Source organism: Clostridium sp. Marseille-Q2269, from assembly GCF_943736985.1.
Classification (GTDB): domain Bacteria; phylum Bacillota; class Clostridia; order Clostridiales; family Clostridiaceae; genus Clostridium_F.
This window is the reverse complement of the sequence record NZ_CALSFS010000007.1, coordinates 175,073-197,240: the sequence shown is the minus strand read 5'-3', so window position 1 is coordinate 197,240 and position 22,168 is coordinate 175,073. Positions and strand designations below refer to the sequence as shown.

General features: G+C 26.5%; 17 protein-coding genes and 2 pseudogenes. 15 read left to right on the top strand and 4 right to left on the bottom strand.

Translation table 11 applies throughout. From position 1 onward, the window contains the following. Positions 1-119 precede the first annotated feature (119 nt). From NGI68_RS10785 to NGI68_RS10760, 6 genes and pseudogenes are all read left to right on the top strand, one after another. Positions 120-350, top strand: a pseudogene (locus NGI68_RS10785) (Rrf2 family transcriptional regulator); the annotation flags it as partial. 296 nt (positions 351-646) lie between these two features. Then, the gene (locus NGI68_RS10780; protein ID WP_251861497.1) at positions 647-1,798 is read left to right on the top strand and encodes an Ig-like domain-containing protein; all 1,152 of its coding nucleotides are present in this window, start codon (positions 647-649) and stop codon (positions 1,796-1,798) included. A 117-nt stretch (positions 1,799-1,915) separates the two neighbouring features. After that, a complete protein-coding gene (locus tag NGI68_RS10775) occupies positions 1,916-3,007 on the top strand; it encodes an Ig-like domain-containing protein (RefSeq protein ID WP_251861496.1) in 1,092 nt (363 codons plus the stop codon). Between the two features lie 218 nt (positions 3,008-3,225). Beyond that, positions 3,226-3,909 (top strand): response regulator transcription factor, encoded by a 684-nt coding sequence (locus NGI68_RS10770; protein WP_251861495.1) that lies wholly within the window; start codon positions 3,226-3,228, stop codon positions 3,907-3,909. A 4-nt stretch (positions 3,910-3,913) separates the two neighbouring features. Then, a complete protein-coding gene (locus tag NGI68_RS10765) occupies positions 3,914-5,344 on the top strand; it encodes a HAMP domain-containing sensor histidine kinase (protein ID WP_251861494.1) in 1,431 nt (476 codons plus the stop codon). A 208-nt stretch (positions 5,345-5,552) separates the two neighbouring features. Further along, positions 5,553-6,452 (top strand): AraC family transcriptional regulator, encoded by a 900-nt coding sequence (locus tag NGI68_RS10760; RefSeq protein ID WP_251861493.1) that lies wholly within the window; start codon positions 5,553-5,555, stop codon positions 6,450-6,452. Positions 6,453-7,083: 631 nt separating this feature from the next. Here NGI68_RS10760 and NGI68_RS10755 read toward each other — a convergent pair. From NGI68_RS10755 to NGI68_RS10745, 3 genes are all read right to left on the bottom strand, one after another. Beyond that, positions 7,084-8,184 carry a PTS sugar transporter subunit IIC gene (locus NGI68_RS10755; RefSeq protein WP_251861492.1) on the bottom strand — a complete coding sequence of 367 codons (1,101 nt, stop codon included), beginning with the start codon at positions 8,182-8,184 and terminating at the stop codon, positions 7,084-7,086. Positions 8,185-8,325: 141 nt separating this feature from the next. Continuing rightward, entirely contained in the window at positions 8,326-9,138 is an 813-nt protein-coding gene (locus tag NGI68_RS10750) for a response regulator (protein ID WP_251861491.1), read from the bottom strand. Beyond that, the gene (locus tag NGI68_RS10745) at positions 9,116-10,429 is read right to left on the bottom strand and encodes an ATP-binding protein (RefSeq protein WP_251861490.1); all 1,314 of its coding nucleotides are present in this window, start codon (positions 10,427-10,429) and stop codon (positions 9,116-9,118) included. Before NGI68_RS10745 ends, NGI68_RS10750 begins: the two co-directional genes overlap by 23 nt. 301 nt (positions 10,430-10,730) lie before the next feature. Between NGI68_RS10745 and NGI68_RS10740 the strand changes: the two genes are divergently transcribed. From NGI68_RS10740 to NGI68_RS10700, 8 genes and pseudogenes are all read left to right on the top strand, one after another. Further along, a complete protein-coding gene (locus tag NGI68_RS10740) occupies positions 10,731-12,008 on the top strand; it encodes a DEAD/DEAH box helicase (RefSeq protein ID WP_251861489.1) in 1,278 nt (425 codons plus the stop codon). Positions 12,009-12,541: 533 nt separating this feature from the next. Then, positions 12,542-13,003, top strand: a complete 462-nt coding sequence (locus NGI68_RS10735; RefSeq protein ID WP_251861488.1) for a TIR domain-containing protein — start codon at positions 12,542-12,544, stop codon at positions 13,001-13,003. Beyond that, positions 12,987-13,966: pseudogene (locus NGI68_RS17290) on the top strand (thymidylate synthase). Before NGI68_RS10735 ends, NGI68_RS17290 begins: the two are co-directional and overlap by 17 nt. Positions 13,967-13,977: 11 nt before the next feature. Beyond that, positions 13,978-14,736 (top strand): class I SAM-dependent methyltransferase, encoded by a 759-nt coding sequence (locus NGI68_RS10720; RefSeq protein WP_251861485.1) that lies wholly within the window; start codon positions 13,978-13,980, stop codon positions 14,734-14,736. Between the two features lie 170 nt (positions 14,737-14,906). Further along, the gene (gene bcmE, locus NGI68_RS10715; protein ID WP_251861484.1) at positions 14,907-16,121 is read left to right on the top strand and encodes a thiamine pyridinylase; all 1,215 of its coding nucleotides are present in this window, start codon (positions 14,907-14,909) and stop codon (positions 16,119-16,121) included. Positions 16,122-16,343: 222 nt separating this feature from the next. Further along, positions 16,344-17,162 (top strand): bifunctional hydroxymethylpyrimidine kinase/phosphomethylpyrimidine kinase, encoded by an 819-nt coding sequence (gene thiD / locus NGI68_RS10710; RefSeq protein WP_251861483.1) that lies wholly within the window; start codon positions 16,344-16,346, stop codon positions 17,160-17,162. Beyond that, positions 17,155-17,838, top strand: coding sequence for an HAD family hydrolase (locus NGI68_RS10705; protein ID WP_251861482.1), 684 nt, complete (start codon positions 17,155-17,157; stop codon positions 17,836-17,838). The genes thiD and NGI68_RS10705 overlap by 8 nt, the downstream gene beginning before the upstream one ends. A gap of 213 nt (positions 17,839-18,051) precedes the next feature. Then, positions 18,052-18,543, top strand: a complete 492-nt coding sequence (locus NGI68_RS10700) for an NUDIX hydrolase (protein ID WP_251861481.1) — start codon at positions 18,052-18,054, stop codon at positions 18,541-18,543. A 412-nt stretch (positions 18,544-18,955) separates the two neighbouring features. Here the strand turns inward: NGI68_RS10700 and greA are convergent, their stop codons facing one another. After that, positions 18,956-19,420: a transcription elongation factor GreA gene (gene greA, locus NGI68_RS10695; RefSeq protein ID WP_251861480.1), complete on the bottom strand. Its 465-nt coding sequence runs from the start codon at positions 19,418-19,420 to the stop codon at positions 18,956-18,958. 604 nt (positions 19,421-20,024) lie between these two features. Here greA and NGI68_RS10690 point away from each other — a divergent pair. After that, the gene (locus NGI68_RS10690; RefSeq protein WP_251861479.1) at positions 20,025-21,923 is read left to right on the top strand and encodes a methyl-accepting chemotaxis protein; all 1,899 of its coding nucleotides are present in this window, start codon (positions 20,025-20,027) and stop codon (positions 21,921-21,923) included. Positions 21,924-22,168 lie beyond the last annotated feature (245 nt).

The window sequence follows — 22,168 nt, the reverse complement described above, 5'->3', positions numbered from 1 at the left end:
TAGTATATAATTAGTTTCTTAGATAACTAGAAAAGTTAATATTATAAGAGTAGCCATATACTAATTATAGTGGAGACTATTTTTAAGAATTTATATTTTCTTCTGTCTTAATCATAGCAGCTGCAGAAATTAGACAAAATAATATATTATTAGATAAAGATAATTTACCAGATTACCATACCAAATGTCCTTGTTTAATAAAAGTAGTAATGTTAGAAGCAGAAAATGAGATGAAAAAATACCTAAATAGTAAGACATTAGCATGTTTGTATGATGAGGTATATAATAAAAAGTTGCCAAAAGAGATGGAAAAAGCAACAATACAATGGTTTAACAATAGTAGAAGATAGATTAAATACATAAAACATAGAAGTAGTAATTTTCATTTATGGGGGTTACTATTTCTATGTTTTTTATATTTAATATTGTAAATTTTTAATGTTCATGTAGTGAATAAAATATACAATTTACTTAGAATAGATATATATTTAATAAGTGATGAGATTGTAAATATAAGTATATTAGATTAAAAATAAAAAATATATTTAAAATTTTCTTTCGGAAATAAAATGGAAACAAGTTTGTTAATTTTGGTAAAATCATCATGGTAATATTTAAATATACCAAATATAAGGAGTGACAAGCTATGAAAAGAAAAGCCATTATTTTTTTACTACTACTATTAATAACTATGTTAAGTGTTTCAGGATGCGGGAAGAAAGAAAAAACAACAGTGCTAACCAATAATGTAAAGCAACAAGAAGCCATGAAAGAAAATGAAGTGAAAAAATTTATTAAAGATGGAACAAATTTTCTAAATGCAAAAAAATATAAGGATGCTAAAAGTTCTTTTGAAAAAGCTATCTCATTAGACAAGTCTAACAAAGGATCTTATTTAGAAATAAAAAATAGATATATGGAAAAGCAAAGAATAGATGATGCTTATTATTTTATAAAATTAGCTGTAAGTAATAATGTTGATACTAAAAATATGAAGGGATTATTAAATAATATAAAATCAAAATTTGAAGTTACTAAGTTATATGTAAATGTGTATCAGGACAATGATTACAATTTACCAGAGAAAATTAATGCGAAAATAAATAATGAGGTCAAAGAAGTTGCTGTGCTTTGGAAAAATAATAGTGTAGATACAAGTAAAGTGAGAACTATGAAATACCAAGGTAAAATAGAACAGTATGATAGGACTTGTGAACTAAATATTAGAGTAATGGAAATTAAAAAAGAAACTAAAAAAGAAAATAATACTGAAGAAGTGAAGAATGCTAAAAAAGTTAAGGACTATAAACAAGAAAATAAGGAACAAGAAGTAAAAATTTCTCAAGAAGAAAATAAGAATAAAAAACTAAAAGAAGTTGAAGATGGAAGACAAATAGGATTTATAAATGAAATATATGAAGAAAATGGGAAGAAATATTTAAAATTTGATGATGTACAATTCTTTCATAACAAAGATGTTAATGATAGAACTGCAGAAACAGAAGCTATAAAAGATGGTAAAAAAGATTGGTTACAGAATGGAAGAATTGCAGATGATTACTATATAAGAAATAAACATAATAGTTTAGAAGAATATGAAATATCTCCTAATGTAGGAATAAGTATTTGCAAATATAATATTGATCCCAATTATTCTGGTCCAGCATTACCACAAGTTGAAGTTAGCTATGAAAAATTTAAAACTTTAGATAATGTTTATGGACAAGGAAATGCTTTATTATATATATATGTAGAAAATAATGTAATAGTAAAAATAGAACAACAATACAGACCTTAAAATTATAAAAATAATTATAAAAATTTCCCACGGAAACAAAATGGCAACAATTTGATTAATTTTGGTAAAATAATCATGATAATATTGAGGTATACAAAACACAAGGAGTGGCTAGTTATGAAAAGAAAAGCTATAATTTCATTAACATTAATATTAGTAGCTATGATAAGTCTTTCAGGGTGTGGGAAAAAACAAAAGACAACGGTGTTAACAAACAATGTAAAGCAACAAGAAGCTATGAAAGAAAATGAAGTGAAAAAATTTATTAAAGATGGAACGAATTTTCTAAATGCAAGAAAATATGAGGATGCCAAAAGTTCTTTTGAAAAAGCTATCTCACTGGACAAGTCTAACAAAGGATCTTATTTAGAAATAAAAGATAGATATATGGAAAAGCAAAGAATAGATGATGCTTATTATTTTATAAAATTAGCTGTAAGTAATAATGTTGATACTAAAAATATGAAGGAATTATTAAATAATATAAAATCAAAATTTCAAGTTACTAAACTATATATAAATGTGTATCAAGATAATGACTACAATCTACCAGAGAAAATTAATGCAAAAATAAATAATGAGGACAAAGAAGTTGCTGTGCTTTGGGAAAATAATGGTGTAGATACAAGTAAAGTAGGAACTATAAAATACCAGGGTAAAATAGAACAGTATGATAGGACTTGTGAATTAAATCTTAGAGTAATAGAAATTAAAAAGGAAACTAAAAAAGAAAATAATACTGAAAAAAAACACAATACACAAGGTGAAAATCATAATTGGAAAGTAAAAAAAGTTAAAGAGGAAAAAAAGATAGGATTTATAAACGAAATATATGAACAAAATGGTAAGAGATATTTAAAATATGATGAAGCACAATTTTTCCTTAATAAAAATGGTGATGAGAGTATTCTTAGAGCAGAAGCTATAAAAGATGGTAGAGAAAAGGATTGGGATGGTGGAAAAATGACCCATGAGTATTATATTAGAAATAAAGATAACAGTTTAAAAACTTACGAAATATCTCCAAAGGTAGATATATATATATGTGGATATCATCTTAATTCAAATAGTGGAACTTTAGAAAAAATTGGATATGAAGACTTTACTACGTTAGGCTCTGTTTATGGGCCAGCTTATAATCATCCTTTATATCATATATATTTAGAGAATAATGTCATAGTAAAAATAGAAGAACAGTATAGACCATAAAAATTATAAATAAAAATATTCACTTAAAAGGAACAAACTTAGCACATGAAAGTATGGTATATTAAATAAGGTAAAATTATATTGGGTTAAATAGTGATCATTATAAGAATATTACTGAAAAAAGAATCAGTAGTATTCTTATATGTATTTATAAAATATTGTATAATTTAGTTATATACATTTACTTAGCTAAATAAAGACAATAGGAGGAATTTATAATGGACTTAAAAGTTCTAGTAGTTGAAGATGAAATATCTATAAATGATATTTTAGTATGTGCTCTAAGAGCAGATGGATATACAGCTAAAGGTGTATTTTTAGCTAAGGAAGCAAAAGATGCTTTAGACTTTTTTCAACCAGATTTGGTTTTATTAGATATAAATTTACCAGATAAAAGTGGTTTTGAAATATGTAAGTATATAAATAGTAAGTGGTGCATTCCAATAATTATGTTAACTGCTCGTAATGATATTGTGGACAAAGTGTTGGGATTAGAATTAGGGGCAGATGATTATATTACTAAACCATTTAATATAAAAGAGGTATTAACTAGGGTTAAGGTGGCAATAAGAAGAGTTGATAAGTATAAAGAGAAATCAGAGGAAGATTATATATATATAAATAAATTTGTTAAAGTTAATCTAGAAGGTAGAATTGTATTTAAAGATGATGAAGAAATTAAATTAAAACCCCAAGAATATGAATTGTTAGAGTTTTTTATTGAGAATAGAAATAGAGTTTTTTCAAGAGAAACTCTTTTAGATAAAGTATGGGGAGAGGATTATGATGGAGAGGCTAGAACTGTAGATGTCCATGTTAGAAGGTTAAGAAGTAAGCTAGATAAAGAAAATTCACCATCTATTATAGATACAGTTTTTGGAGTAGGATATGTAATGAGGTAATTTTATGAAGATAAGATATAAATTTATAACTGGTTTAATATTTATACTAATACTGTCTATGGTGGTAATGAATGTATCCATAACACGTGTTTTAAAATCAAATATGGAAAATACTATAAATAATTTCTTGAAACAGGTTATGAATAGTACTCAAGAGTACATAAAGTATACTCTTGTAACTAATACTTCTAAGGATAAAAAACAGTCATTAGTTGAAGAGGGAAAATACATAATGAAGCATATATCTTTAAATTATGAATGTAAATCAGATATAAGAGATATAAATTATGAATTAATAGAAGAAAATATTCCAGAAGAATTTGAAAGTATAATTAAAAAAAGTAGTAATATGGTCATAGATGGGAAGGCCATAGTAGATTTAAAATATAAAAATAATGGAGTAAATGCAATATTAACTTACCCTATATATATTGATAATGAATATGTGGGAGCTATAAATATAGTAAAAAATTATGACTCAGAATATAAAAGTTATAAAAAAACTATTAATATAATAAATATTATAGAAGCTGGAATATTTATAGTTATATTCATATTTTTATTTTTAAGGACCAATAAAATTACTGAACCAATTACCAAATTAACAGATGCAGCAAAAAAATTAGGATATGGAGATTATAATATTTCTATTGTGGGAAATGGAAAAGATGAGGTAGCAATACTAGCAAGAGAATTTATAAATATGAGAGATAAAATAAAAGAGCAAATAGAAACTATTGAATCAGAAAAACGAAAGGTTTTTAAATTAGAAGAAGGAAGAAAAGAATTTTTTAATAGTGTAACTCATGAGTTAAAAACACCATTAACAGCTATATCAGGATATGCTGAATTATTACTTACAGGAATGGTTCAAGATGAAGAATTTGATAAAAGAGCTATTGAAAGAATACATTCAGAAAGTGACAGGCTTCATAAACTAGTATTAGATCTTATAGATGTGTCAAAAGGTATGTATGTTATTGATGAAGAGTTTAAAGATGTTGATATGAAAGAACTTATCATTCAAAGTTGTAATGATATGAATATAAAGGCTAAAAAATATTCCTTGGAAATAATACAAGATATAAGTGAAGGAATAATTAAGGCACAACAGGATCGAGTTAGACAAGTAATAATAAATGTAATTGATAATGCAATAAAATATTCTGATGGAGGAAATGAGATATACGTTAATTCTAATATATTAGATAATAAATATATTATTGAAGTAATAAATAATAGCAATGAGATTCCAGAGGAAATATTTAATAATATATTTGAACCTTTTGTGAAATCTAAGGATGGTAATAGAGAAAGTAGAGGACTGGGTTTATATTTATGCAATGAAATAATTAAAGAACATGATGGTGAAATAACCATAGAAAATGGATCTTTAATAAAGGTTAAAGTTCAGTTACCTATAATAGAAAATTAAACTTATTATTTTTATAAAAAAATTTCAATATTAGATATATAAGCTACAAAATTTAATGAATTTTGTAATTAATTAAAGGCCTTAATTATTAATTAAATAGTAATTAAGGCCCTTTATATATGAAAATAAATTTAGCAATTTAGGAACAACATTATCTTAATTATAATGATATATTATAATTACCACGTGGGAAAAGGTTGGTGATAATTTGAATTATAGTAATGCAATATCAGAGTGCATTGAATATATTGAAAAAAATATAAAAAGTGAATTAACACCAGAGATAATAGCAAAGAAATGTGGATATTCTGTTTTCCATTTTTCAAGAATATTTAATATTAACAAAGGAATAACTTTAATGGAGTATGTAAAAAAGAGGAGACTTTCATTGGCGGCAATTGAATTATTTGAAGGGAAAAGAATAATAGATATTGCACTTGAGTATGGTTTTGAAACACATAATGGTTTTTCAAAGGCATTTAAAAAGGAGTTTGGATTTTCTCCTCAACAATATGTAAAATGTATGGGTAATTATTATAATAAAAAACAAAATGTAGAACTGGGAGGTTATATTATGAATCCTATTATTATAAAAAAGCCTGGATTTAAAGTTGCAGGGTATGGTATAAAAACTAACATTACAAATAGTAACTATACTAAAGATATAGCTTCATTTTGGACTAATTATAATGGTGAAAATTTAGAAAGCAAAATGTATAAAATATTAAATCCACCTAAACACGGGGAAGTTGGAATATGTGTACCATCCAATAAAGAAAACGGAGATGCAGTGTATTTATTGGGGGTTATAGTTGATAACTTTCATGATGTTACTGATGAAATGATAACAGTTGAAGTTCCAGATGCAACCTACGCTGTTTTTACAACACCACCAGTAGATACTTCTAAAGATTTGGATAATGTTGAATTCCCAGATGCAATAAGAAACACTTGGAAATATATATTTGAAAAGTGGTTTAAAGATAGTGGGTATGTTTTTGATGAAAGTAAACTAGATTTTGAATTTTATGATGAGAGATGTCATGGTCGCAAGGATACAGTAATGGAAATCTATGTGCCAGTAAAGTCTGTGAAGAATTTTGTGTAGCGTGTGCAGAAAAGCTGAAATATGCTAGTTAGTATAAGTCCAACCTTAGTAATTGCTAGGAAGCTAAGTAGTTAATCACTAGTTATAGAAGAAAATTGATAACTTAAAAAAACAAATTCAAAAAATTAATGAAAATAAGGGGTTATACCAACAGGAAAAAATAGAAATGTATACTAAAGATTTACCAGAAGAAAATAGTATATTAAATAGTAAATGCTAAAAAAATAATATAAAAATACACTTAATAAACAATTATTAAGGTTAAATAGTTCAAAGTTCATAAATTAAAATTTTATACTTTTACAGGTGTAGAAAAGTGGTTTCATGAAGTCGAGGAGGTCGCTTCAATGAAATAAAATTTTTAATATAATGAAAGTAGAACTGATTTTAAAACTTAATTATTTTATAAGTGTATTTTTATTTATATATGCTAATGATTATATGAAAATAGCAGTTTAAATATAAATATTATTTTAATTAAATAGTAGATGTTTAGATGTATTCATACAACCCCTATATAGCACCCCTTAAGCTTATATAGAATAATAATTTAAATTATCCCCGTTATTTTCATATAAAATATAATGAATACATATTTATATATTTGTATAATCCCCTAGTTATCTTAAAGCTATTTCATTGTATTAAAAAGGTTTAAAGAAACCTTTCTTTTAGGTTTCAAATCATTGTTAATGTTATCATCTATTTCATCGTTAACTTGAATTTCATTTGAATCATGGTCTTTCATTCCAAAGTTTTTAAAAACAATTGATCCTACAAATCCACCTATGGAACCACCTATTACAGCAAAGAGAATTGCTACAAGAACTTTTTTAGGGTCATTAAATCCAAATGGTGCTAATAGTCCTGGTATAGGTGATGCTGTTCCTGGAGCATTATTTATTATATTAAAATGTGCTGCTGCAAGTCCTGCCAATCCTCCACCTAAAATATTTGATCCATATATGGGAATAGGATGCTTGGTTACTATTGGTGCTTGAGTTAATGGTTCCAACATTACTGCTATTATATTACTTTTGTTACCAAATTTAAGGCGTTTAAAAATAATTCCGTTTGTAAAAGATCCTCCCACACAAGCCAAAGCTGCAATTCCCATAGCTAAACCTTGAAGCCCAAGCATAGCTGTAACTGCCATTGAACTTAATGGAGATGTACATACAACCTTCATTATTCCACCAAGTAAGAATCCCATAACCAGTGGTGATTGGTTAGCTGCTACAGATATCATTTCACCAATGTTAATTAATGTAGCATTGACTACAGGATCTATCCCCATAGCTATAAATCTTGCTAAGGGAGCTATTAAAAGAGCTCCAAGTATAGTATTTAATCCTTCAGGTAATTTCTTATCAAATATTGGAGCTATAAGTCCTATAATATACCCAGCTATAAATCCTGGCAATATACCGTATCCACCTAGGGCCACTCCGGCTACAACGGCATAAATAGGATTTGCTCCCATAGATATTGGTACTAAAATAGCTGCTGCCACTCCGCCCATGGAGCCAGACACTGAACCAACTTTACCTAGAAAAGTAAGGCCTAAAAAATCGCCACTTATATATTTATGAATAGCCTCAACTAAAAAAGTTGCTACGGCTGCATTTGCAAGTCCTGACATTGCTTTACTTCCCTTAGGAGCTTTAAAACTAAATAATGAAAACAATCCTAACGTAAATAACAGTAGTCCCATTCCTTTAACTATTTCCACAATATGAAACCTCCTTGATTTCAACTTTCAACTAATTTTCAGAATTAATTGATTATTTAGACTATATAATATCTATTTCAAAAAGTTTCAGAAAGTTTCAAAAAGGAAACTTGTGATAATTATAACAATTTCAAATACATGCTATTTATTAATGTAATAAGCTATGCCTTGTAGAAATTTTTTTACATTAACAGAACCTTTTTCAGAACTTTTTCTTCTTATATAATCCATTTCTTTTTTTACTTCTTCAAAGCTAAATATAGAATTTGAAAATTCAACAAAGGTATCATTCATATAATCTTCTACACCTAAATTAGCAATATTATTTAGAGCTACAAAGGCTGTTCTTCTTATTCTTTGTTCTACGGATTTAGGTTTATCTGATATTTCTTCAAACAATTCTTTAAGAGTATAGCTTCTTCTAGAACTATTTTCAATTATATACTCTATACTTTTTATTATGTCTTCACATCCAGATTCACCTAGTATTCCTAATTTATTAATTATACTTTTAATTTTAGGGGTATAGCTATCATCATCTTCTCTTACTAAGATAGAATCTATATTTCCAAGCTTCTTTTTCATAATTTTATTATTAATTACTTTCTGTAGAACTGATTTTACTTCTACTGCATTTATAGGTTTACTTATATAAAATTCAATGCCATTTTCATAGGCTTTAGCTATCATATCCTTAGAGCATACTTGAGATAGCATTATATATTGAATAGAAGGATATTTAGATTTGTATTCTTTTACTAAAGTTAGTCCATCCTTTATAGGCATTAGAAGATCTATGATAACAATATCTGGATTTTCTTCTTCTATTAAAAGGCTTCCATCTTCACCATTTAAGGCTCCAGGTTTTATTATTTCACCTAGACATTCATGGGTAATTATTTTACTTAGAATTCTATGAACATTTATATCATCATCTATTATTAATATTTTCAAATCTTGTCACCTCCAAACTGTTTTTTGGTATGAAAATCGTAAATTTTGTACCTTTTTCTTTTGAAGATGTTACAGTTATGAACCCGTTTAATTTAGTTTGGACTATATCATGTACTATACTTAACCCTAATCCTCTATTTATATCACCTGTTTCAAAATCAATTTTAGTAGAGAAACCAGGATTAAATATGTATTGTTTATCTTCATGATCTATTCCTTGTCCATTATCTATGATTTCAAAGCAATGTCCATGGGTATTGTTTATATTCATATAGCGATGATTTAAATATATTAATCCATTATCCTTATGTGTTAAGGAATCAATGCTATTTGTAAGGATATTTCTAAATATAGATATTATGTAATAGTGATATATTGTGTTAAAATTTTCTCCTTTATTTATAGTAAATTTTATGTCTTTATCTTTAACCTGTATATTTAGCATATGTTTTAATATGTCTAGTATTTCATAGTAGTTCATGCTGTCTTTAAGTTCCTTTGAGTTTGTTAATTCATTAACACCTCTAACTATTAAATTAAACTCTTTTTTTATTTCATGGATGTCTTTTGCAATTTCCATAATCTCTGCTTTTAAGGCGTTATCTAGATCCTTTTCATTTACATCCATATACAATTTGTAGGATTTTCCCATGACTTTTTCTATGTTATCCATGGATTTTTCCATAAGATAAACTTCACTTTTTAAGGTGGAATTTGATGCTAACAGTTTTATATATCTTTCTGTATGCTCTTTTTTTAGAAGAGTGGTGTTATATCTAATCATTATATTTATCATAACCCATATTAATGTGGATCTTAAAAAAGCTACAAACATAAGTCCTATAATTATATTAATATTAAGATTTTCTATATAAAAAGTATGTCTAATGAACATTTCCGCAGAATTGGCAAAGAAGTCGCAAATAATAAGCTTTAATAAAAGAGAGTTTAAATTTTTGTTTTTAGAGTTAACAAGAAAATATATGGTTATATAAACTAAGTAGAAGATAAATTCAGGAAAATGATTAATTATACCTAGCTTAAGAGCAGAGTTTAATCCATTGTTTTCTAAAAAGTATACAAATATTCGTATTAGAAATACAAGGAAAGAAGAGGTAAGGGCTAATATTATTTTATTATCTATTTCCATTATATAAAGTACAATTATTAAAATTATGATTCCAAAGGATATATTAAAATGATTAACAAATAGTTTTATGTATATTTGAGATGAAAACATTACTAAAAGGCTTATAAATATAAGTTGATTTAAATTACTTTTTAGTTTCATTATTTCATCTCCTTATAAATATTCTTAAATAATAATATTCAATAATATTTATAAATAACCTCTGAATAAGCTATTTAAATAGCTTATAGAGTCTATTACTAAAACTTATTTTAAACATGAAAATATTTAAACATGTTGTGATTATCTCTTTGGTGATATAATATTAAAAGGCACTTGTTATATTCAGATGTTCAAGATCCATAGTTTAAAAGGGTATAAAATCATAATTAGATTCATGATTAAAAAACCAATAACTTATTTATAATATAAATAAAATAATATATAACTTAAAGGAGAAAAAATGTTATTTGAAAATTTAGAGATAATTAAGCCTATTCAAAAGGCTTTAAAAGAAGAAGGCTATAAAGAAACTACTCCAATACAAGAAAAATCTATTCCCTATATACTAGATGGAAGAGATCTTGTTGGTTGCGCTCAAACAGGTACTGGTAAAACAGCAGCTTTTGCAGTTCCTGTGTTACAAAACCTTTCTAAAAATAATAAAGACAAAAAAGGTACTAGAGTTATTAAAGTATTGGTATTAGCCCCTACTAGAGAACTTGCTATTCAGATAGGTGAAAGTTTTGAATCCTATGGAAAATACATGAATCTTAAAAGTACAGTTATTTTTGGTGGAGTATCACAAAATTCTCAAACAAGGGTGCTTAGAGAAGGTGTGGATATACTTATTGCAACCCCAGGAAGAATGCTAGATTTATTTAATCAAAAATTTATTGATTTACGTAGCATAGAATGTTTTGTGTTAGATGAGGCAGATCGTATGCTAGACATGGGTATGATTCATGATGTGAAAAAAATAATATCAAAGCTACCTAAAGTTAGGCAAAATTTATTGTTTTCTGCAACAATGCCATCAGAAATTACAAAGCTAGTAGATTCTATCGTAAAAAAACCAATAAGAGTAGAGGTTACACCAGTTTCATCTACAGTAGATACTATTAAACAAGAAGTATATTTTGTGCGTAAAAAACAAAAGAGATCTCTTCTTAAACATTTATTGAAAGATAAATCTATAGAATCAGCTTTAGTATTTTCAACAACAAAACATGGAGCAAATATAATTGCAAAGGATCTCGTTGAGGCAGGCATAGAGGCTGAAGCTATTCATGGTAATAAATCACAAAATGCAAGACAACGTGCTTTAAATAATTTTAAAGAGGGTAAAATTAGAGTCTTAGTAGCAACAGATATAGCAGCAAGAGGTATAGATGTTAATGAATTATCTCATGTGTTTAATTATAATCTACCAGACATTTCTGAAACTTATGTACATAGAATTGGACGTACTGGAAGGGCTGGAGCTAAAGGTGTTGCAATTTCATTTTGTGATATTGAAGAAATAAAATGTCTTAGATCTATTGAAAAGCTTATTCATAAAGAAATACCGGTAATAGAAGATCATCCTTATAAAATGAGACATAGCAATGAGGATGAAGTGGAAAGGGAACATACTAAGAATAATAACCAAAAGAATTCTTCTTCTAAACCACAGGGTAGAAATTCGAGATATGGTAACAATAGAAGAAAGAGTAATTCAGCAAAACAAAATAAAAGATAAATTTTAAAATAATACAAAGAAGAACAAATTTAATTTTAATAATATAAATATTAAGACTCCTTTAGGATTTTTAGTATAATATTAAATTTAAAATAAAGTATCATATAAAACCTCCTATAAATACAGGTACCACTAAAAATGCTACCTATATTTATAGGGGGTTTTTATGAAGTATAGAGAAATTTCTGTGGAAGGTTAGAATTATAATGCACAAAGGTAATATATTTTGCAAAGCCAGAAATAAGATTATTGACTTTTAAAAATATACATAAGAATGGATAATAATTATTTGTGGGAGAGGGAATATGTAAATAAATAACTAAACACCACAATAAAAACATATAAAATGTTGAAAAATTAACAACTTATGCTATAATACAAATACAGGAAAAAATATAAAAATAAGTATAAAAGATAATATTTGTTTAAAATAAAGATTAATAATTTTTTATGCTTGTTCATAATGAGTAGTTTATTCTAAAAATATGAGGTTTATTTCTGAAATATTAGAATTATTAAAGAGAGGTATAATTATGAATAAAAGAGTATTCTTAGCTGCTCCTTTTAAAGGAACAATTAAGAAAAATACATCAATTATGGAGGATCAAGAAAAAAGTAAAATTAAAAATCTTATTTTATTTCTTGAAGAAAAGGGATGGGTAGTAGATAATGCGCATAAGAGAGAAAAGTGGGGAGAAAATTTCATGTCTCCAGATCAATGCACAAAATTAGACTATAATGCAATAAAGGAATGTGACTTATTTATAGCTTTTCCCGGATTACCGGTTTCTCCAGGAACTCATATAGAAATTGGATGGGCTTCAGCAATGGGGAAAAAAATAATTATACTTTTATCTGAAAAAGAAGAAAATTATGCTTATCTCATCAGGGGGTTACATACTGTTGGTAATGTACATTATATAATTTATTATGAGGAAAAAGAGTACCTTGAAAAATTAGACATATATTTAAAGGGTGATGATAATGAAGTTTAAAAAATTTCATGAAGCTTACTTAAAAAATTTAAAAGATGTATATTATAACCCTGAATTTATAAATCAACCAAGAGGAAACGTAAGTAAGGAAAGATTAAATTATTTTATGGTACTAGAAAATCCACGAGATAGAATTTGCTACACAAAATCTAGAAAAACTAATATAGTTTTTAATTTTGCAGAAGCACTTTGGTATTTATCTGGATCTAATGATTTAGACTACATTTCTTATTACGCCAGTAATATGAAAAAATATTCTATGGATGATAAAACTCTTACAGGAACTGCTTATGGACCAAAGATATTTTCTTATGGACACAAAAGAGTAAACCAATGGGATAGGCTAATTGAATTATTTAAAGAAGATCCAGATACCAAAAGAGGGTTTATTGAAATATTTAATGCAAATGAGGATTTATCATTAAAAAATATAGATGTTTCCTGTACTATAGGATTTCAATTTTTATTAGAGAATATAAATTGTACATGGCAGGTTTTATGAGAGCTAATGATGCTTACAGAGGAATTATAAGTGATGTTTTTTCATTTACATTTATTCAAGAATTTTTAGCTACTCAATTAAATTTAGAGTTAGGAGAATACAGTCATAATGTAGCAACAACACATATATATGAACCAGATTTTAAATCAGTTGAAAAAGTACTGGGAGATAGGTGTACATATAAAGAAAATATTCATTTCCCTAAAATGCCTAATAAAGATAATTGGAATGATTTAAAAATAGTTCTTCAGTATGAAAAGCAACTAAGAGAAAATTTAATTCATTTAAGTAAAAAATACATTAATAATTTACAAATAGATGAATATTGGAAACAAATTTTATGTTTATTTGTACTTTATCAAGAAATATATTATGGGAACCAATTAGATATGGAAATATATGAAGGCTTAAAACCTATTTATAAATATTTATTTTTTAATAAATGGAACAAACATTTTTAGGAGGAGATATTTTGGGTACGTGTTGGAAGGATGACGATATTTCGAACAAATTTAATTTATATAATGATATGTTAGAAAATATTTTAGGATTTAATTATATTTTTGAAAATTTAAAGATGGGACAACCTTCTATGAAAATTTTGGACTTTGGATGTGGACCAGGAAAGGTATCAGAAAGAATAGCTAAAATAAATCCTAAATCAAAGATTATTGCAGTGGATCAATCCAATAATATGCTTGAAATTGCACAGCGTAAGCACAACAAAGAAAACATATCATATAAGTTAATTAAAGAAAATAAATTAAAGGAAATAGAAGATGAATCCATGGATTGTGTTGTTCTTTGTTTTGTCATAATTAATAATGGAGATAAAGATAATATTAAAATGATTTTTGAGGAAATATTCAGAGTGCTAAAAAAGGGCGGAAGGTTTTTTATACTTGATTCTAATCCTAAGGCTGTGGGAGTGGAATTTACCACTTTTACAAATGGCATAGCTGGGCAAACATACCCTTTGGGAGCAAATAAGAAACAATTTCTAAAGATACCTAATGGTGAGGATTTAGTTTTAGAAGATTATTATTGGACAAGGGATTTTTATATTAATAATCTTGAAGCAGTAGGCTTTGAAAATTATAAAATTATAGAGCCAACTATAGATAGTATAAATAAAGATAATTTAAATGCAATTGAAAAAATATATGAAATTAAAGAATGGGGTAATGAGAAAAATATACCACCCTTTATTATATTTAATGTGGAAAAATAAATATGTTTATAAATTATGTTTTATGTAACAGTGTGTTAAGTAATTGAAAAATATTTATAAAAGCTATATAAATACTATTAGTTTCATTTTAAGGTGAAAGAAAAAGTGCGTTAACTAATTGTAAAAGTATAGCTTTTAAAAATAATACAATTGGTGAAAGGGGAAAATATATGAATTTAAAAAATTTATTGAAAAAGAAACTACCTATGTTGCTTTCATTTTTAATAATTTTTGCTTTGTTTTCAGAGGTAAATGCAAAGGCGTTTATAGCTAATGAACCAGAACAGACTTTAAACGTAGCATTATATGGATATGTTCCAGATCCTATAAGATTTAAAAAAGCAGTTGAAAGTGAATGGAATAAAAAAGAGCCTAATATAAAACTTAATTTTGTTGATTGGGATTGCTATGATGAAGATCCTCCAGAAAATTTAGATGTGTTTGTTTTTGATGCAATATATTTATCTCATTTTGTAAACAAAGGATATTTAGCTGAAATCTCAGATAAAGATATAAAAAATAAAGAAGATATTATACCATTTGCTATGGATGGATGTACGGTAAATGGTGTTACTTATGCCATTCCTCAAATTATTTGTACTAATCTTTTATTTAGTAGAAAAGGGGACATAGAAATACAAAAAGTAAATTCTGTGTTTAATTTATACGAAAATATAGGAGATATAAAAGGGGATAATATTAATCTTCCTAATAATAAAGGATTATTAATAGATATGTCAGGAGGAACTACAAAAGTTTGCATGTATTTGGATTCACTAATTGATACAGAAAAAGAATATAAACAATTTTATTCATTACCTAATTTAAATAAATTAAATGGAGAAGCAATTAAAAGTTTAGTGTTACTGCAATCAATGGCTGGGAAAAATCAAGCTAATTATTGGCCAGAAAATAATGATGCATATATAAGATCTAAATGGTTTATGAATGGACAAGGAAGAGCATATATAGGGTATACTGAAGCAATGTCCACTATGAAAGAATTTGCAAATGATGTTGATTTTAAAACAATTTCTTTGTCAAAGAATTCAGATATTCCTGTTTTATATGGAGATGTAATAGGAGTGAATTCATCTATAACAAATCCAGCTAAAAAAGAAAAAGCAATGAAACTTGCTAATATAATTGCAGATGAAAACACTATGGTTAAAGCAGTTTCTTCAGATGAAAATAACAAATATCCTCAATATTTATTGCCTGCCAGAAAAAGTGTATATAAGGATTTAGAAAATAAATATCCTATTTATGGTAAGTTATATAAAATTGGAAATAATCCTAATAATAAATTGTTTAGGGTAGGTCCAGAAATAAGAGTATGGATAAAGGACGCAAAGAAAATTATAGCCGAATATTTACAACAATAACATAATAAATTACAATACAATATTAAAATTAAAGGTGCTTTTGTTGTTAAAAGTGCCTTTTTATAGAAAGATAGATTAGTGAGAAATAATTATTAAATTTATAAGAGTATTTAAGATTAAATGCAATGAAGTTATATGTAATAAATTTATTAAAATAAATAGATAATAATTTTTATGAGTTAAATTTGTTAATTTAAATATATTGTATAAGGAGAAGATTTTATGAAAAAAGTGCTTACTATTGCAGGATCAGATTGTAGTGGAGGAGCAGGAATTCAAGCTGATTTAAAAACTTTTTCTGCTCATGGGGTTTTTGGAATGAGTGTGATTGTATCTGTAGTTGCAGAAAATACTAGTAGAGTAATTGATATTCAAGATATTACACCTGATATGATAAGAAGTCAGATTGATGCTGTTTATGAAGATATAGGTACAGATGCTGTAAAAATAGGGATGTTGTCTACTCCAGATTGTATGAAAGCAGTATCAGAAAAATTAAAAGAGTACAGGCCTAAAAATGTTGTTATAGATCCAGTTATGTATGCTAAGAATGGTTGCCCTCTGATGGATCCTAATTCTGTGTCTACATTAATTGAATCTATTATTTGTCATGCAGATATTTTAACTCCCAATATACCAGAAGCAGAAAGAATTTCGGGCCTTAAAATAGAAACTATAGAACAAATGGAAAAGGCAGCTATTGCCATAAAGAATATGGGATGTAGAAGTGTTTTGATAAAGGGAGGGCACCATATTGGCGATGCAATAGATGTACTATATGATGGCAATAAATTTTATCATTATAAAACTCAGAGAATTAATACAAAAAACACTCATGGAACGGGTTGCACATTATCCTCAGCCATTGCTTCTAACTTGGCTTTAGGTTTTGAAATAAATGAAGCGGTAAGAAGGGCTAAGAATTATATAACTATGGCAATCCAGCATTCATTGGAGATTGGAAAAGGAAATGGACCAACTAATCATTTTTATGAAGTTTATTTAAATGGACTGCAAGGGATGGAACATATTAATGATTAGAAATAATAAATATGGAATAAATAATATGGATTTTAAAGTAGCCATTTTTGATTTGGATGGTACTATCCTTAATTCAATGGATCTTTGGGAAGAGATAGATATTGAGTTTCTTGGAAAAAGAGGGTTAGCTGTTCCAAAGGATTATATTAATGCAATATGTGCAAGAAGTTTTGAAGAGGCAGCAGAATATACAATAGAATTATTTGATTTAAAAGAAAATGTGGAAGATATTATTTATGAATGGAACCAGATGGCTATATATAAATACAGTCATGAAGTTAGATTAAGACCTTTTGCTAGAGAATATCTAGAAAATTTATCAAAGTGTGGAGTTAAACTTAGTGTAGCAACAGGACTAACTTATGAGCTATTTGAACCAGCACTAAAAAATAATGATGTATTTCATTTGTTTGACTATGTTTGTTCTGTGGATGATATAGGAAAGGGAAAACAGTTTCCAGATATTTATATGCATGCAGCAAAAAATTTAAATGTAAAACCAGAAGAGTGTATAGTATTTGAGGATGTTTTAAATGCAATTCAATCAGCTAAAAAGGCAGGAATGAAAACCTGCGGTGTTTATGATAAATATTCTGATGAGGATAAAGATGTAATACAAAGTATAGCAGATAAGTATATTTATGATTTTAATGAAGCACCATATCCAATTGGATAAATACACTAATTTAGCTATAGATAAGTTTTTATATTTGAGTAGTAAATAAGTAGGGTTTATTATGTTAGGATAAATTAGATATAAGTATAGTTTTTAAAAATAAATTGGTTATTAAGACTATTACTTTGTATATTGTGAATTATATAAATAATAAATAGATTAGTTTTATAGCTTGCTAAAAATATATAATATATTATGTAAGGAAGTATAAAAATGAAGGAGATATGGGATCTATTTGATAAAGATAGAAATCTGTTAAGTGAAAAGCAAGAAAGAAATAAACCAATAAAACATGGATGTTATCATCAAGTTGCTAGCATATGGATTAAAAATAATAATGGAGAATACTTAATGTCAAAGAGACATCCAAGAAAAGCTTATGGTGGATTGTGGGAATGTACAGGAGGATCTATTATTACAGGAGAGACAAGTTTAGAAGGAGCTGTTAGAGAAGTACAAGAGGAATTAGGTATTAAATTAGAACCTAAGGAAGGAAAATTAGTCTATTCAGTTAGAAGAGAAGAAATGCAAGATTTTTATGATGCATGGTTATTTAACTATGATGTGGATATCTCAAATTTAATATTACAAGAAAGCGAAGTAACTAAAGCAAAATGGATAAATAGGAGTGAGTTAGATCATATGTGGAGCAAGGAAAAGATTCATCCATTATTAGCATATTATAAAAACTTATTACCTCATTAACTCATAATTAGTTAATAGATATTTGTGTTTTTATATTGTAATATAGTAGATAAATATGAAATTTTAATAGGTTTAATGCAATTTTAAATTGTAAGAAAAATATATTGTAATAGTTTATATATATGTAATAGATAATAACAAATAAGGTAACTAAGAAAGTGGATTTCATATAAGTTTAAAAGGATATATGAAGATATAATAGATAGATTTAATTTTAATAAGGGAAATATAAAATTTTAATGTAGTTAAGTTTAAAACTTACTAATATAAGTAAGTCATTGGTACATTTTTTTATTGCCTGTATTAAAATTAAATCTATTCTATTTTTGCGTTTATTTTTATACTCCATAAATATATAGCTTAATGTTTTTATAGCATATATATTAATAATATTTTTATAGTTACATAGATATTATAGTATTTCTAATATCTCTACTTCATATTTTTCTTCTGGAGCTTCAACTTCAACTCTATCTCCAGCCCTTTTACCGTATAAAGCTTTGCCTAAATCTGATTCTACACTTATTCGCATATTTTCTGGATCTAAATCCATAGTAGTTACTAATGTTACCACAGTTTCAAAGTCATCATCTATGAATTTAACTTTGGCTTTCATATTAACTCCTAGTACTGATTTATCTATATTTTTGTCATCTACTACCGTTGCTGTTGAAATCATAGTTAATAAATATTGAATTCTGTTATCATTTTCTCTATAATTTGCACAGGCTTCTTTATATTCTGCATTTTCTGATCTATCACCGTGGGCAGCAGCTTCTAATTTTTCTTTTGCTATTTCTGCTCTTTTTACAGTCATTCTATATTCTAATTCTTCTTTTAGCTTTTTCATATTTTCTTCTGTCAATGTGTTATTCATAAAAACTTAATCCTCCATTAAAAAAAATATATTACGTTTAATATTATACAATATATATAAATAAAAGAAAGTAAGCAATATTTTAAGTATAGATATATTTAAGATAATTATTACTGACAGTAAGTGGAATTAGTCATGTTAGAGAATTTTAAATAAACAAATATTACTGTAAGTTGATTTTGAGTTAGTTTAATATGCAAAATATGATTCTATAACTTAACATTAACTAGCACAATTAAAATATAAATTTATAGAATGAAATTTAGTATCTTTAATTTATAAAACTAATTTGCTGTGAATACTGTAATAACATAAAAATTTAGACTGTTAATAGTTTTATTATACGTATGATAGTAATAATAAAAATAAATATATGAAAATGAATGGAGGGAAAAATTGAAAAAAGACAATCTTTTAATATTTACAAATTTTTTTATGTTCATATTGTGAAAAAATAACGTTTACAAAAGATAAAGATGGTAATAATATAAAAAATATTAAATTTACAAGTTTAAAAAATCAATTATTAGTTAGTTTTATAGCATTAATAGTGACCATTTGCGTGGGAGTTTCATTAATATCCATATACATTTCTAAAAAATCATTGATTGAAACTGTTGAAAATGAATTACCAGAGACTGCAAAACAAGCTTCTTCTGCAATTGAAAATGTAATTAATGGAAATTTGCAAGTTTTAGAATTATTATCACAAAATGAAAAATTAAGCAATGCAAGGGTTCCTATGAAAGAAAAATTATCAATACTTTCACAAGAAGCAAAAAGAAGCAAGCATACAAAAATGACTATTTCTGATGCCAAAGGGAATTCTGAAAATACGCTAGGTCAAAAGCAAAATCTTACTGATAGAGAATATTTTAAACAAGCAATTGCAGGAAAAAGTAATGTATCAGATCCTATAATAAACAAAAGTGACGGGAGTATTATAGTTATATATAGTGTACCAATTAAAAAAGATGGAAAGATAGTAGGGGTTTTAACAGCATCTAGAGATGGAAATGAAATAAGCAATTATACAAATAGTATTAAATTCGGTAAAACTGGACAAGCTTTTATGATTAATAAAAATGGCACTACAATAGCCCATAATAATAAAGATTTAGTATTAAAACAGGATAACAATTTTGAAAATATAAAAAAAGATTCAGAATTGAGTTCTTTAGTAGATATTGAAAAAAAGATGGTTTTAGCTGAAAGTGGTGCAGGTGATTATAGTTATAAAGGAAAAGATAAATATATAGGATATGCACCAGTAAAATCTACTGGTTGGTCAATTGGTATAGTTATTAATACTGATGAGATATTAAGTGAATTAAATGCTTTAAAGATAGGTATAGGGGTAACAACTGTAGTATTTATATTAATAGGCGGTGTTATTGTGTTTTTATTATCAAAGACTATTACCAAACCTATTAGTGCATCTATGAATCATCTTCAAGTAATTTCAGAAGGTAATTTAACAGAAGAAATTGAAAAAGAACTTTTAGATAGAAAAGATGAATTGGGAAAGATGGCAAAAGCCATTGATGTTATGAGAAAAACTATGGGATATATTGTTAAGGATATCAAGATAAGCTCTTCCAATATAAATGATCAAGCGGATAATTTAGCCTCGGTATCAGATGAAATGGAATCATCAAGTAAAAACATATATATAGCTACTAATGATGCAGCCAAAGGTACTGAACATCAAGCTCAAGAGTTAGTTGATATAACAAATATATTGCAAGAATTTAATTTAAAATTAGATAATATGGTTAAGGTTATAAAAAATGTGGATTCAAGTACAAATGATATAAAAACTATGGCTGATAGTAGTAATACTTATATGGAAAATGTAATTAAATCAGTTGAAAATGTTAATACTGCATTTAAAGAGCTAATTGCTAAAATCCAAGGTGTAGGTGAGAATATAAATAAAATAAATGCAATAACAGATTTAATAAATAATATTTCTGAACAAACCAATTTACTTGCATTAAATGCTGCAATAGAAGCTGCAAGAGCAGGTGAAGTAGGTAAAGGATTCTCTGTAGTAGCAGATGAGATAAGAAAGCTTGCAGAACAAAGTAAAGAGTCATCAATAAATATTTCAAATTTAATATCTGAAATATCTAAAGATACAAATGCAATGGTAAACACAACAGATATTATGAAAGAAGAACTTGAAAATCAAGGAAAAGAAATATATACAGCTATGAAATCATTTGAAACAATTACAGAAGCAGTAGATAATATAGCTCCTAAAATGGTAGCTGCAACTAATTCTATTGAGGACTTAAACAGTAATAAAGAAATTATAATTACTAAAATAGAAACATCATCTTCAGTAGCAGAAGAAGTGTCAGCATCAGCAGAGGAAATAGCAGCTTCAACTGAAGAAATGAATAAGCCTTCAGGAAACTTAGCCAAATCTCTACAGTTGTTAAATGATATGAGTAAAAATATGATGGGTAATGTTAATAAATTTAAAGTGGAAAATTAGAAGTAAGAATACATAACATAAAAACTTAGTAGATAATATATATTAATAAAAGCTTTAGTTAAACAACTAAAGATAGGGAATAATAGTATTTTTATAAAGATGAAAATTTCTTTATTGATTATAAAAATATACTTTCATCATATGAATATATTTTGTATAATGTATTATATTAGCTTTGTTCATTGATTTCTCTGTCCTTTGTTGGAGATAATGATTTTGTGATGAAACTATTATATTTCAATAGG